Genomic DNA, 12,894 nt, shown 5'->3' on the forward strand with positions numbered 1-12,894 from the left:
ACGCGCTGCGGTTCTCGCTGCGTCGGGCGGTCTCGTCTCCCCGGTCCCCACCGGTGATTCCACTATGGACCTTGTGGATCACCGGACGGAAGGGTTCTCACCCTTTCGTGGTCCCCTTTCCCCGGGTCAGCGGAGTACGGCATGGCCGGTGTTCAGCGCCCCGACGGTGCGCACGCCCAGCAACTGCATGGTGCGCACGATCTCGCCGCGCAGGATGTCCACGGCCCGCTGCACGCCGCGCTCGCCGCCGGCCATGAGGCCGTACAGGTAGGCCCTGCCGACGAGGCAGAGATCGGCTCCCATCGCGAGCGCGGCGACGATGTCCCCGCCGGAGAGGATGCCCGTGTCGATCCACACCTCGGCGTCTCCGCCCACGGCGTCCAGTGCCGGGGGTAGCAGCTCCAGTGGTGTCGGCGCGCGGTCGAGCTGGCGCCCGCCGTGGTTGGAGAGCACCACGGCCTCCGCGCCCGCCTTCACCACGTCCTTCGCGTCGGCTGGATTCTGTATGCCCTTCACCACGAGCTTGCCGGGCCAGCTTTCCCGCACCCACACGAGATCGTCGTAGCCGAGCGTGGGGTCGAACATCTCGTCGATGAGCTCGGCGGCGGTGCCACCCCAGCTCGTCAGCGAGGCGAACAGCAGCGGCTCGGTGGTGAGCAGGTTGAACCACCACGCCGGGTGCATCGCGCCGTCGACGAAGGTCCGCAGTGTCAGCGCGGGCGGGATCGTGAGCCCGTTTCGCATGTCTCGCAGGCGGGCTCCGCCGACCGGGGTGTCGACGGTGAGCATCAGCGTGTCGTAGCCCGCGTCCCACGCCCTGCGCATGAGCTCGGCGCCGGCGCCGTGATCGCGCCACACGTAGAGCTGGAACCATTTCCGGGCCTCGGGCGCCACGGCGGCGACGTCCTCGATCGAGGTCGTGCCCATGGTCGACAGCGCGTACGGAACACCGTTGCGCTGGGCGACGCGCGCGACCGCGGACTCGCCCTCGTGGTGCATCATCCGCGTGAACCCGGTGGGGGCGAATGCGAACGGCAGCGCCGAGCGCGCGCCCAGCACCTCGACGCTGGTGTCCACATCGGACACGCCGCGCAGCACGTTCGGACGGAACTCGACGCCCCGGAACGCCTGCCGAGCGCGGCGCAGGCTGTCCTCCAGCTCCGCGGCCCCGTCGGTGTAGTCGAAAACGGCCCTCGGCGTGCGCCTGCGCGCGATCGTGCGCAGGTCGGCGATCGTGTGGGCGGCGGCGAGCCGCCGGTCGGTCGGATTGGCCACGAACGGCTTCGGCCGCAGGATCTCGGCGAGCTCGGCGGGCCTCGGCAGCCTGCGCCTGGTCACAATGGGCTCCTTTGCGTTCCACTGACGGGACGACCCGCCGCCGGGCGGGGCCGGCGGCGGGTCGTGAGGTGCCGATACTGACTCAGGCGACGCCCGAGTCCGACGTCTGCGGGCCCGCCGCGGCGACGTCGTGGATCCGGTACTTCTCTGTCGCCTCGACGACCTTCGCCTGGTCGAACTCGCCACGGCGGGCGAGCATCGTCAGCACGCCGACCGTGATCGACTCCGCGTCGACGAGGAAGTGCCGCCGCGCGGCGGGACGGGTGTCGGAGAAGCCGAACCCGTCGGTGCCCAGCGTGAGCATGTCGGTCGGCACCCACGGCCGGATGAGGTCCGGCACCGCGCGCATCCAGTCCGACACGGCCACGACGGGCCCGTTCGCGTCCTTGAGCGCGGAGGTGACGTAGGGCACGCGCGGGGTGTCGCCGGGGTACAGGAAGTTGTCCCGGTCGACCTCGACGGCCTCGCGGCGCAGCTCCGTCCACGACGTCGCCGACCACACCGCGGCACGGACGCCCCACTCCTCCCGGAGCATCTCCTGCGCCTTGAGCGCGTCCGGCATCGTGACGCCCGAGACGAGGATCTGGGCCTCGGGGCCGTCTCCCTCGGGTGCCTCCGCGTAGCGGTAGAGACCCTTGAGCAGGCCGTCGACGTCGAGGTTCTCCGGCTCGGCAGGCTGCTGGTACGGCTCGTTGTAGACGGTCAGGTAGTAGAAGACGTTCTCGCCGTTGCCGTCGGGCCCGGTCTCGCCGTACATGCGGCGCAGGCCGTCCCGCACGATGTGCGCGATCTCGAACGACCACGCCGGGTCGTACGTCACCGCGGCCGGATTGGTGGCCGACAGCAGGATCGAGTGCCCGTCCGCGTGCTGCAGGCCCTCGCCGGTCAGCGTCGTGCGGCCCGCCGTGGCGCCGAGGACGAAGCCGCGGGCCATCTGGTCGGCCGCCGCGTACAGGCCGTCGCCGGTGCGCTGGAACCCGAACATCGAGTAGAAGATGTAGATCGGGATCATCGGCTCGCCGTGCGTGGCGTAGGACGTGCCGACCGCCGTGAACGACGCCGTCGAGCCCGCCTCGTTGATGCCCTCGTGCAGCAGCTGGCCCTGCTCGGACTCCTTGTAGGCCAGCATCAGCTGCGCGTCGACCGAGGTGTAGGTCTGCCCGTGCGGGTTGTAGATCTTGGCCGTCGGGAACATCGAGTCGAGGCCGAACGTGCGCGCCTCGTCCGGGATGATCGGGACGATCCGGTTGCCGATCTCGGCGTCCTTGGCCAGCTCGCGGACCAGGCGGACGAACGCCATCGTGGTGGCGACCTCCTGCTTGCCCGAGCCCTTGCGGATGGCCTCGTACACCTTGTCGCCCGGCAGCACGAGCGGCTTGGCCTTCGTCGCGCGCCGCTCCGGCAGGTAACCGCCGAGCGCCTTGCGGCGGCCCAGCATGTACTGGATCTCCTCGGAGTCCTTGCCGGGGTGGTAGTACGGCGGCAGCTTCGGGTCCTGTTCCAGCTGCTCGTCGCTGACCGGGATGCGCTGGGCGTCGCGGAACAGCTTGAGGTCGTCCAGCGTGAGCTTCTTCATCTGGTGCGTGGCGTTGCGGCCCTCGAACGCCGGGCCGAGCCCGTAGCCCTTGATGGTGTGGGCAAGGATCACGGTCGGCTGGCCGTGGTGCTCCAGCGCGGCCTTGTAGGCGGCGTACACCTTGCGGTAGTCGTGGCCGCCGCGCTTGAGGTTCCAGATGTCCGCGTCGGAGAGGTCCTTGACGAGGTCCTTCGTGCGCGGGTCACGGCCGAAGAAGTGCTCGCGGACGTACGCGCCGTCGTTGGCCTTGTAGGTCTGGAAGTCGCCGTCGGGCGTGGTGTTCATCAGGTTGACCAGCGCGCCGTCGCGGTCCCCGTGCAGCAGCGCGTCCCACTCGCGGCCCCAGATGACCTTGATCACGTTCCAGCCCGCGCCCCTGAAGTAGGCCTCGAGCTCCTGGATGATCTTGCCGTTGCCGCGCACCGGCCCGTCGAGCCGCTGCAGGTTGCAGTTGATGACGAACGTGAGGTTGTCCAGGCCCTCGCCGGAGGCGACGTGGATCAGCCCTCGCGACTCCGGCTCGTCCATCTCGCCATCGCCGAGGAAGGCCCACACGTGCTGGTCGCTCGTGTCCTTGATGCCGCGGGCATGGAGGTACCGGTTGAACCGCGCCTGGTAGACGGCGTTCATCGGGCCGATGCCCATGGAGACCGTGGGGAACTCCCAGAAGTCCTGCATGAGCCTCGGGTGCGGGTACGACGGCAGCCCGCCGCCCTCGCCCGCGTGCGAGTACTCCTGGCGGAAGCCGTCCAGCTGATCAGCGCTGAGCCGTCCTTCCAGGAAGGCGCGCGCGTAGATGCCGGGGGAGGCGTGGCCCTGGATGAAGATCTGGTCGCCGCCGCCGGAGTGGTCCTTGCCGCGGAAGAAGTGGTTGAAGCCGACCTCGTACAGCGCGGCCGACGAGGCGTAGGTGGAGATGTGCCCTCCGACCCCGACGCCGGGACGCTGCGCGCGGTGCACCATGATCGCCGCGTTCCACCGGATGTAGGCGCGGTAGCGCCGCTCGATCTCCTCGTCACCGGGGAACCACGGCTCGTTCTCCGTGGGAATCGTGTTGACGTAGTCCGTCGCGGTGAGTGGCGGCACGCCCACGTTGCGTTCCCGGGCGCGTTCCAGCACCCGCAACATCAGGTACCTCGCGCGCTGCTGGCCACCCCTCGCCAGTGCCGCGTCGAAGGAGTCGAGCCATTCGGCCGTCTCCTCGGGGTCGATGTCCGGTAGGTGCGCCGCCAGTCCGTCACGGATGACGCGGACGCGCGCCGGGGCTCCCTGACCGGGTGCGCCGGTGGTGGCGCCTTGCCCGGCCTTGTCGTTCTGGGGGGCCAAGGGATCTCCTCGCCGTTTGTCGCTTCGTTGTGTGCTTCTTCCAGCCCATCGTCGTCGCATTCGCGGCTTACGTCACCATTACTGCGCGGTAACGTTCGGCATGCGCTCTGCGCGGTGTTTGGCCTGCTGAAGCCCCAGGTGGAGCTTCTCTCCCACCCTAGTTGAGTGCCCTCGGAAGGGGGACGCCGCGGCGGTCCGAACGACCCCGTTTCACCTCGCGTCCGGGCCGTCCTGCCCGTAGCCTGCGGGACACGAGTTGCCTGTGATCCGGTGTGGACGGTTGCGCCGTGCGCCGCGCCAGTGTTCGCTAAGCCCATCCGTGTACGAAGCGTGCGGGTCGTCGGCGAATCCGGGTGACGCCCCGCACCGAGTTGTAGTTGGAGGAGTGAGGTCGTGGTCGCCGCGGGAGACGCTGATCAGCACAGCGTCGCCGAGAGGCTTGGGATCAAGCCGGACATGGTGGTCCAGGAGGTCGGCTGGGACGAGGACGTCGACGAAGACGTCCGGGCGGCCATCGAGGAGCACACCGGTGCTGACCTGCTCGACGAGGACGCCGACGAGGTCATCGACGTGGTGCTGCTGTGGTGGCGCGACGGCGACGGTGACCTCGGCGACGCGCTCGTCGACGCCAGGGCACCGCTCGACGAGAACGGCGTCATCTGGGTCCTGACTCCGAAGACCGGCCAGCCCGGTCACGTGGAACCGAGCGAGATCGCGGAGGCCGTGCCGACCGTGGGGCTGTCGCAGACGTCGAACCTGAGCCTCGGCGAGGCCTGGGCGGCGACGCGCCTGGTGCCGAGGTCGAAATCACGCCGCTAGGCACGAGACTGGCCCATGTGGCGGCCCGTTGCCCGCGATAGGGTTGTCCGGCACACGCGGTTTTCATAGGCCGGACGACCTACGGGAGAGGAAATACTCGGTATGGCGGTCGAGGTCGGTTCGCAAGCCCCGGACTTCACGCTCAACGACTACAACAAGCAGGAAGTCACGCTGTCGTCGTTCCGGGGGGACAAGCCTGTGCTGCTTGTCTTCTACCCGTTCGCGTTCAGCGGTATCTGCCAGGGCGAGCTGTGCCAGCTCAGGGACGAGTTCGCCGAGTACGACAACGAGGGCGTCCAGGTCCTCGGTGTCTCGGTCGACACCCCGTTCTCGCTCAAGGCGTGGGCCGAGCAGCAGGGCTACCAGTTCCCGCTGCTGTCGGACTTCTGGCCGCACGGTGAGGTCGCCAAGGCATACGGCGTCTTCAACGACAAGGCCGGCCTGGCCGTGCGCGGCACCTTCCTGATCGACAAGGAGGGCGTCGTCCGCTTCGCCGAGGTCAACCAGCCCGGCGAGGCGCGCGACCAGCAGGCGTGGAAGAAGGCCGTCGCGGAGCTCGGCTGATCCACCCCGGCGGCACCGCAGGGTGCCGCCACCAGGGCGCATAGCTCAGCGGAAGAGCACCTGCCTTACAAGCAGGGGGTCGCAGGTTCGAACCCTGCTGCGCCCACCCTCAAAGGTTCACCGAGCCTTCGTCACGCGTTCCGCACGAATCGGGCTGAAGTGACGTATTCGCTGGTTAGCGTCCTCCCGTTCCCCAGGACGGGAGGAAATCCGTGACTGACACCGCCCCCACCGGTGGCCTCGACCGGCGAGGCTTCTTCCGCGCGGGCGTGGCCGCGACCGCCACGCTCGCCGCACTCGGTCCCCTCGAAGCGCTCAGTGCCCGCACCGCCGGTGCGGCTCCGCTCACCAAGCGTAACTCCAGTCCCGACTACGGCCCGCTGTCCCCGGTCAGGGACCAGACGACCGGGCTGCCGCTACTGGCCCTGCCCAGGGGCTTCGAGTACCTCAGCTACGGCTGGACCGGCGACGCCATGTCCGACGGCACACCGACGCCCGGCATGCACGACGGGATGGCGGCGTTCCACCGTCGCGACGGCAAGATCGCGCTGGTCCGCAACCACGAGCAGGGCGGCTACACCGGCGCGTTCACCGAACCCGCCTACAACCCCGCCGCCACCGGCGGCACCACCAACCTCGTGTTCGATCCCGAGAAGGGCGAGTTCACGGAGTCGTGGGCCAGCCTGTCCGGCACGATCCGCAACTGCGCGGGCGGCCCCACGCCGTGGGGCACCTGGCTGACGTGCGAGGAGACCACGGAGATCGCGCCGGACGGCACCCGGCACGGCTACGTCTTCGAGGTGCCCTTCGACGGCAAGGCCGACCCGTCCCCGCTGAAGGGCATGGGCCGGTTCAGCCATGAAGCCGTCGCGGTCGACCCCGGCACCGGCATCGTCTACCTCACCGAGGACGCCACCCCGTCGGGCTTCTACCGGTACCTGCCGCGCAAGCGGGGGAAGCTCGATGCGGGCGGCACGCTGCAGATGCTCGTCGTGGAGACCCCGGAGGGCGGCTCGTACTCGACCTACACCGACGGCACGGGCACGCGGTACCGGACGTCGTGGGTCACCGTGCCCAACCCGGACTACGCACCGGGCGAGACCCGGCCCGCCGAGCAGGGCGCCGCACTTGGCGCAGCGGTGTTCCGCAGGCTGGAGGGAGCGTGGTGGGGCAACGACCGCGTCTACATCGTCTCCACCAGCGGCGGGCCGAAGGGTCAGGGCCAGGTCTTCGAGTACGACCCGAGGACCGAGCGGATGCGCGTGCTGTTCGCCTCGCCCGACGCGACGGTGCTGAACAACCCCGACAACATCTGCGTCAGCCCGCGCGGCGGGATCGTGCTGTGCGAGGACGGCAGCGAGGGTGAGTACCTGCACGGTCTCACCACCGATGGCGAGATATTCCCGTTCGCCCTCAACCGCGTCGTGATCCCCGAGGGCGGGGTGCCGGGCAAGAAGGTGGCGCCCGGCGACTACTCGGGTTCGGAGTGGTGCGGCTCGACGTTCGAGCCGAAGCGAGGCAACTGGCTCTTCGTGAACGCGCAGACGCCGGGGATCACCTTCGCGATCACCGGGCCCTGGCGCCGCGGCTCCCTGTAGCGCCGCCGAAGGCGACCGAGATCACGTTACGACAACGTTCCGTGACCTTGGTCGCCTTCTCCGGCGATTATTCTCCTTCCAGGTTGTCGGATACCGAGCAGAGGTCTGTCGTGGGCGTTGCTGGTGACGATTCCGGGCGTCCCACCGAGGATCGCGCCGCACCGCGGCCCTTCATCGAGGACCTGCCGGCATCGATGTGGGACCACCCCGGGCCGGGGGAGGAGCTTCCGAGTGCTCGGCCGCCCCGGTGGCGGCGCCGGGCCCTGCCGGTGGCGGTGTGCGCGCTGCTCGCCGGGGTGCTCGTGTTCGTCATCGCCGGCCTGCACGGTGGCTCCGGCGGCACGGTGCGGGCGGCCGACCAGGCGCCCCGGGCTCCCCGCGACGGCGCCGCGGCCCCGGGGGTGCGCGACAACCCCCTGCTCACCTCCAGGACCGTGCTCGCGCCGGTCGCCTGCGACCTGCCCGTCTTCAGCGGCGACCTTCCGCGGCTGCGGGCGTACTACCACGCCGAGATCCGATGTCTCGCCGCCGCGTGGCGGCCCGTACTCGACAGCGTCGGCGCGAGGTTCTCCCCGGTCACGGTGTCGCTGGCCGACGACCCCGTGACCCGGTGCGGCGCGCTGCCGCCCGCCGCCGAGGCCACCGGCCTCTACTGCGACCTCGACCGGACGATCTACCTGCCGTACGGGCGGGTGCTCGACTCGCTCGGCGTCACCACCGAGGCGCACCTGGCGACGCTGGCACACGAGTACGGGCACCACATTCAGCAGCTGAGCGGCATCCTCGGCATGGCCAACCGCGAGCTCGACGCCTACGCGCCGGGCAGCCCACAGGACCACGAGCTGCACCGCAGGGTCGAGCTGCAGGCGAACTGCTTCGCCGGGCTGTTTCTCGCGAGCGCGGCGGGCCGGGGCTCGATCAGCGCCGCCGACGCCGAGGCGGCGGTCCAGGACTTCCGGAACTGGGTCGACAGCGAGACCCACGGCGACAGCGAGACGCAGCTGCGCTGGGCGCGGGCCGGGTTCGACGGCGGCACCGTCGCCACGTGCGACACGTGGAACGCGCCTCCGGCCGAGGTGCGTTAGACCCTCGCGCGGGGCGGTCCGGCCGAGGATCCTGGCCCCATGGACACGCAGCTCTCCGCCCTCAGCCTTCCCGGCAGGCTCGCCGGCGAGGGCGAACAGATCACGATGGACGAGCTCGCGCTCGCCGCGCGCAACCACGGGATGCCGCTGGAGGCGCTCCACCACGACCTCACCCCGCAGGGCCTGCACTACCTGCTGATCCACTTCGACATCCCGGTGATCGACGCGCGGACGTGGCGGCTGACCGTCAACGGGCATTCCGGCACGCCGCTGTCTCTGTCGCTGGCCGACCTGCGGGCCCGGCCGTCGCGAACGGTGCGGGTGACGATGGAGTGCGCGGGCAACGGCCGCGCTTCGCTGCGGCCACGGCCGATCAGCCAGCCATGGCTGGTCGAAGCCGTCGGCACCGCCGAGTGGACCGGGGTACCACTGCGCGATGTGCTCGCGGAGGCCGGGCTCGGCGAGGTCTCCGTCGACGTTGTCTTCACCGGCGCCGACCACGGGGTGGAGCGCGGTATCGAGCAGGACTACCGGCGCGGACTCGCGCTCGCGGACGCGCTCGGCGAGGACGTGCTGCTCGCCTACGAGATGAACGGGCTTCCCTTGCCGCCGCAGCACGGTTTCCCGCTGCGGCTCGTGGTGCCGGGGTGGTACGGGATGGCCCACGTGAAGTGGCTGACCTCGATCGACGTCACCGAGACACCGTTCACGGGCTACCAGAACACAGTGGCCTACCGCGTCAAGCACGCCGGCGGCGAGGACGGCGAGCCGGTGACGCGCATCGTGCCGAGGTCGCTGCTGGTGCCGCCCGGCTTCCCGGATTTCCAGACCCGGCACCGGATCGTGCGGCCCGGGCCGGTGGAGCTGACGGGCCGCGCGTGGTCGGGACTGGCGCCGTTGGCGCGCGTCGAGGTGAGCACCGACGGCGGCGCGTCGTGGTCGCCCGCGGAGCTGGAACCGCCGACGGGGCACCGGTGGGCGTGGCGGCGGTTCACCGCGACGTGGCACGCGGAGCCGGGCACGTACACGCTCGCGGTGCGGGCCACGGACGCCGACGGCAACACGCAGCCCCACCGGGAGCCGTGGAACCGCGGTGGCTACGCGAACAACGCCGTGCACCGCGTGCCGGTGACCTGTCTGACCTAGCCAGCCTCCGCAGTGAAGGCCACCTTCCCTGCGTTCAACGCAGGGAAGGTGGCCTTCACTGCGGGTGGGCGGGTCGGTGGGGTGGGCCGGTGCTGTCGCTCAGGGCACGTTCCGCAAGGGCCACAGCTCGCCCGTGGCGCTGTCGATCAGCGCGGCTCGCGTGGCGCGCACCGTCAGCGGCAGCACGTCGTAGACCGCCGAGGCGACCTGTGGCAGCCGCTCGGTCTGCGCCCGTGTCGCGAGTGACGAGTGCGGTAGCCACCGGCCGGTCTCGTAGTGCTTGTGCACGAGCGCGCCAGTGGCCCGCGTCGCCTGCACCACGGCCTGCTGGCGCGACACGAGGTCGGCGGGCACGGCCGGAACGAGCGAGACCCGGCCACGCCGGAACGTCGCGACCGCGTCGAAGGAGAGGTCGAACGGGCCGTGATCGGGCAGCGCCTCCACGGCCGCGCGCACGGCGCCGAGGTCCCACGCCAGCAGCACGACGTAGGAAAGGTGCGGGTGGTGGCTGCCGTGCGTGTGCGAGGCGAGGGTGGGGACGCCGAGCTCCTCGATCCGCAGCCAGAGCTTGCGCAGCGCGCGCTCGGACCGGCCGTCGAACAGCACGCACACCGCCAGAGCCACGCGCCCGACGGTAGCCCGAAAGGGGGAGCCCTGTCCGGTTTCGCCGTTCGTACTGGCGGGTACCCACCACGAAGCGTGACGTCCGTCACAGGAATCAGGGAGTCGATCATGGATCCTCGCGCGGATGCCCGGGTCGGGGTAGCCGGTGTCCAGCCGGCGCAGGTGCTGGCCGCGATCGTGGGCCTGGTGTACCTGGCGATCGGGATCATCGGGTTCGTGCTCACCGGCTTCGGCGGGTTCACCCACGCCGAGCACAGCACGCTGTGGTTGTTCTCGATCAACCCGCTGCACAACGTGGTCCACGTCGTCATCGGCGTGCTCGGCCTGCTGATGGCGCTCAACGCGGGGCTGGCGCGCACGTTCGGGTGGCTCTTGTTCATCGGCTACGGCGTGGTGTTCGTCTGGGGCCTCGCGATCACGGGTGTCTTCTCGAGCAACCCCGTGTCGGGCCTCGGCAACCCGCTCGCCCTCAACACCGCCGACAACTGGCTGCACCTCGGCAGCGCGCTGGTCGGTCTGCTGATCGCGATCATGCCCGCCCGCAAGAAGGTCGTGACGTCCGCGGAGCCCGTGGGCTCGCCCGCGGGTGGGCCGGCCGAGGGTGGGTCGACCGCGATGGGCGAGAACCCCGCCGCGACCACGCAGCCGCGGCACCGGCCGCGCCGCCGCCCCTGGCGCCGCGGCGCCCACACCTGACGGGAGCCGGCCGCCCCCGGGGAGCATCAGCAGTCGACGTAGGCCACGACGCACGTGATGTTGTCGGGGCCGCCGCCCTCGTTGGCGATGTCGATGAGCCTGCCGACGGCGTCCTCGGGGGTGGCGGCCGACGACAGCACCTCGTGGATCTCCTCCGGCGTCGTGACGTCGGTGAGCCCGTCCGAGCAGAGCAGGTACCGGTCACCGGGCTCCGCGGTGTGGGTGGAGAGGTCCGGCTCGGCAGGCGAGCCTGCCATGAGCGCCCTGATCAGCACCGAGCGGCCGGGGTGCCGGGCCGCGAGCTCTGGCGGCATCTTGCCCTCGTCGACGAGTGACTGGACCATCGTGTGGTCGCGCGTCAGCTGGCTCAGCTCGCCTGCCCTGAGCAGGTAGCCGCGTGAGTCGCCGATGTGGGCCAGCCCGAACGTGTCGCCGTCCCACAGCATCGCGGTCAGCGTGGTGCCCATGCCTTCCAGCTCGGGGTCGTCCGCCACGCGTTCGTTGAGCCGGGCTGAGGCGTCGGCGACCCCCTCGCCCAGCACCTCCAGGAGGTCGGCGGGCTCGTGCTCGGCCTCCGCCAGCCGGTTGTCGAGGTCGGCCATCGCCTCGATCGCGAGCGCGCTGGCCACCTCACCCGCGGCGTGGCCACCCATCCCGTCCGCGACGGCGAGCAGGCGTGGGGTCGCGTAGGCGGAGTCCTCGTTCGCGCTGCGCCGTTGGCCGACGTCCGAGCCGACGGCGTAGCTGAGCCCGAGCGCCTCGTCACGTGTCATGCGAGCAGTGAACCACTGGCCGCCTCAGTTGATGAAGTCCGATAGGTCGTAACCGGTGGTACCCGGCGCGGTGGTGGATCGCCGGGCTCGGGTCGGGCGACGGCGGGGTGACTCTTGTGGGCGGCCTCGTGGCCGCCGTGTGCGCTACGGTGACGTTGCTGAGCGCTTGCTCACCGGGGAGGGCGAGGAGATCCGGCGTGGACACTGACGACTTCGCGGCGATCCTTGGTGCGGTCAGGGATTTCGTGCGCAAGGAGGTCCTCCCGAGGGAGACCGAGATCGAGGAGCGCGACGAGATCCCCTCCGACCTCAGGGAGAAGGCGGCCGGGCTCGGCCTCTTCGGCTGGGCGCTGCCCGCGGAGTACGGCGGCCTCGGGCTGACGACGAGCGAGGACGTGCGGCTCGCGATCGAGCTCGGCTACACCACGCCCGCCTTCCGGTCGCTCTTCGGCACCAACAACGGCATCGCCGGGCAGGCCATCGTCAACCACGGCACGCCCGCCCAGCGCGCCGAGTGGTTGCCGAGGCTGGCGGCGGGGGAGGCGATCGCGTCGTTCGCGCTCACCGAGTCCGAGGCCGGCTCCGACCCCAGCGGCCTGCGGACCGTCGCCGTGCGCGACGGTGACCAGTACGTGCTCACGGGCACCAAGCGCTTCATCACCAATGCCCCGCTGGCCGACGCGTTCGTCGTGTTCGCCCGAACCGGACCTGAGCGGGAGGGGCGGCGGGGCATCTCGGCGCTGCTCGTGCCGGCCGGGCTGGCCGGACTCACGGTCGGGCAGCGCGACGCGAAGATGGGCCAGTCCGGGGCATGGACGGCGGAGGTCCACCTCGACGACGTGCGCGTGCCGGTCTCGGCCCTGATCGGCGAGGAGGGCCAGGGTTTCCGGATCGCGATGGCCTCGCTGTCCAGGGGCAGGCTGCACATCGCGGGCGTCAGCGTCGGCATGGCCGAGCGGGCGCTGGCGGAGGCGGTGGAGCACGCGCGCGCCACCCGCCAGGGCGGGACCCCGATCGGAGAGCACCAGCTCGTGCAGGCGCTGCTCGCCGAGTCGCACGCCGAGCTGGCCGCGGGCAGGGCGCTCGTGCTCGAAGCCGCCGCGCGCTTCGACACCGGCGAGGACCGCAGGCTCGGCCCGTCCAGCGCGAAGCTGTTCTGCACGGAGATGCTCGGCCGGGTCGCCGACAGAGCCGTACAGGTGCACGGTGGGCTCGGCTACATGAGAGGTGTGCCGGTGGAGCGCATCTACCGAGACGCCCGGCTCCTGCGCATCTACGAGGGCACCAGCGAGATCCAGAAGCTGGTCATCGGCAGGCAGCTGCTCGGGTAGCCACTCGCGAGAGCGTGG

At 70.8% G+C, this 12,894-nt stretch carries 11 protein-coding genes and 1 tRNA gene; 8 read left to right on the forward strand and 4 right to left on the reverse strand.

Going from position 1 to position 12,894, the window contains the following annotated elements; translation table 11 throughout:
- Positions 1–126: 126 nt before the first annotated feature.
- Both FCN18_RS11655 and aceE read right to left on the reverse strand, forming a co-directional pair.
- Positions 127–1,338: an alpha-hydroxy acid oxidase gene (locus FCN18_RS11655; RefSeq protein ID WP_112274951.1), complete on the reverse strand. Its 1,212-nt coding sequence runs from the start codon at positions 1,336–1,338 to the stop codon at positions 127–129.
- 82 nt (positions 1,339–1,420) lie between these two features.
- On the reverse strand, positions 1,421–4,240 hold the full coding sequence (gene aceE, locus FCN18_RS11660; RefSeq protein WP_112274952.1) for a pyruvate dehydrogenase (acetyl-transferring), homodimeric type: 2,820 nt from the start codon (positions 4,238–4,240) through the stop codon (positions 1,421–1,423).
- 393 nt (positions 4,241–4,633) lie between these two features.
- Between aceE and FCN18_RS11665 the strand changes: the two genes are divergently transcribed.
- The 6 genes from FCN18_RS11665 to FCN18_RS11690 all read left to right on the forward strand — a co-directional run bounded on the left by FCN18_RS11665 (position 4,634) and on the right by FCN18_RS11690 (position 9,452).
- Positions 4,634–5,059, forward strand: coding sequence for a DUF3052 domain-containing protein (locus FCN18_RS11665; RefSeq protein ID WP_110342401.1), 426 nt, complete (start codon positions 4,634–4,636; stop codon positions 5,057–5,059).
- A gap of 102 nt (positions 5,060–5,161) precedes the next feature.
- On the forward strand, positions 5,162–5,623 hold the full coding sequence (locus FCN18_RS11670) for a peroxiredoxin (RefSeq protein WP_112274954.1): 462 nt from the start codon (positions 5,162–5,164) through the stop codon (positions 5,621–5,623).
- Between the two features lie 34 nt (positions 5,624–5,657).
- Positions 5,658–5,729 (forward strand) — tRNA-Val (locus tag FCN18_RS11675).
- 106 nt (positions 5,730–5,835) lie between these two features.
- Complete coding sequence (locus tag FCN18_RS11680; RefSeq protein ID WP_112274956.1) at positions 5,836–7,221, forward strand: alkaline phosphatase PhoX; 1,386 nt, start codon at positions 5,836–5,838, stop codon at positions 7,219–7,221.
- A 194-nt stretch (positions 7,222–7,415) separates the two neighbouring features.
- Positions 7,416–8,306 (forward strand): neutral zinc metallopeptidase, encoded by an 891-nt coding sequence (locus FCN18_RS11685; protein ID WP_137094915.1) that lies wholly within the window; start codon positions 7,416–7,418, stop codon positions 8,304–8,306.
- Between the two features lie 39 nt (positions 8,307–8,345).
- Positions 8,346–9,452, forward strand: a complete 1,107-nt coding sequence (locus tag FCN18_RS11690; RefSeq protein ID WP_137094917.1) for a sulfite oxidase — start codon at positions 8,346–8,348, stop codon at positions 9,450–9,452.
- Between the two features lie 99 nt (positions 9,453–9,551).
- Here FCN18_RS11690 and FCN18_RS11695 read toward each other — a convergent pair whose 3' ends face one another.
- Positions 9,552–10,076 carry a 2'-5' RNA ligase family protein gene (locus FCN18_RS11695; protein ID WP_112274960.1) on the reverse strand — a complete coding sequence of 175 codons (525 nt, stop codon included), beginning with the start codon at positions 10,074–10,076 and terminating at the stop codon, positions 9,552–9,554.
- 108 nt (positions 10,077–10,184) lie between these two features.
- Here FCN18_RS11695 and FCN18_RS11700 point away from each other — a divergent pair, with 108 nt between their 5' ends.
- Positions 10,185–10,772: a DUF4383 domain-containing protein gene (locus tag FCN18_RS11700; protein WP_112274962.1), complete on the forward strand. Its 588-nt coding sequence runs from the start codon at positions 10,185–10,187 to the stop codon at positions 10,770–10,772.
- A gap of 26 nt (positions 10,773–10,798) precedes the next feature.
- Here FCN18_RS11700 and FCN18_RS11705 read toward each other — a convergent pair whose 3' ends face one another.
- Positions 10,799–11,545, reverse strand: coding sequence for a PP2C family protein-serine/threonine phosphatase (locus tag FCN18_RS11705; RefSeq protein ID WP_112274964.1), 747 nt, complete (start codon positions 11,543–11,545; stop codon positions 10,799–10,801).
- 197 nt (positions 11,546–11,742) lie between these two features.
- On the opposite strand from FCN18_RS11705, the gene FCN18_RS11710 reads away from it, so the two are divergent.
- On the forward strand, positions 11,743–12,876 hold the full coding sequence (locus tag FCN18_RS11710; protein WP_137094919.1) for an acyl-CoA dehydrogenase family protein: 1,134 nt from the start codon (positions 11,743–11,745) through the stop codon (positions 12,874–12,876).
- Positions 12,877–12,894 lie beyond the last annotated feature (18 nt).

The organism is Prauserella endophytica (genome assembly GCF_005146945.1).
In the GTDB taxonomy this organism is placed as follows: Bacteria; Actinomycetota; Actinomycetes; order Mycobacteriales; family Pseudonocardiaceae; genus Prauserella_A; species Prauserella_A endophytica.

Bases quoted from the DNA above. Each gene is read 5' to 3' on its own strand.
- FCN18_RS11670 (WP_112274954.1), top strand. From the start codon at position 5,162: ATGGCGGTCGAGGTCGGTTCGCAAGCCCCGGACTTCACGCTCAACGAC.
- FCN18_RS11685 (WP_137094915.1), top strand. From the start codon at position 7,416: ATGTGGGACCACCCCGGGCCGGGGGAGGAGCTTCCGAGTGCTCGGCCG.
- FCN18_RS11690 (WP_137094917.1), top strand. From the start codon at position 8,346: ATGGACACGCAGCTCTCCGCCCTCAGCCTTCCCGGCAGGCTCGCCGGC.
- FCN18_RS11700 (WP_112274962.1), top strand. From the start codon at position 10,185: ATGGATCCTCGCGCGGATGCCCGGGTCGGGGTAGCCGGTGTCCAGCCG.
- FCN18_RS11705 (WP_112274964.1), bottom strand. From the start codon at position 11,545: ATGACACGTGACGAGGCGCTCGGGCTCAGCTACGCCGTCGGCTCGGAC.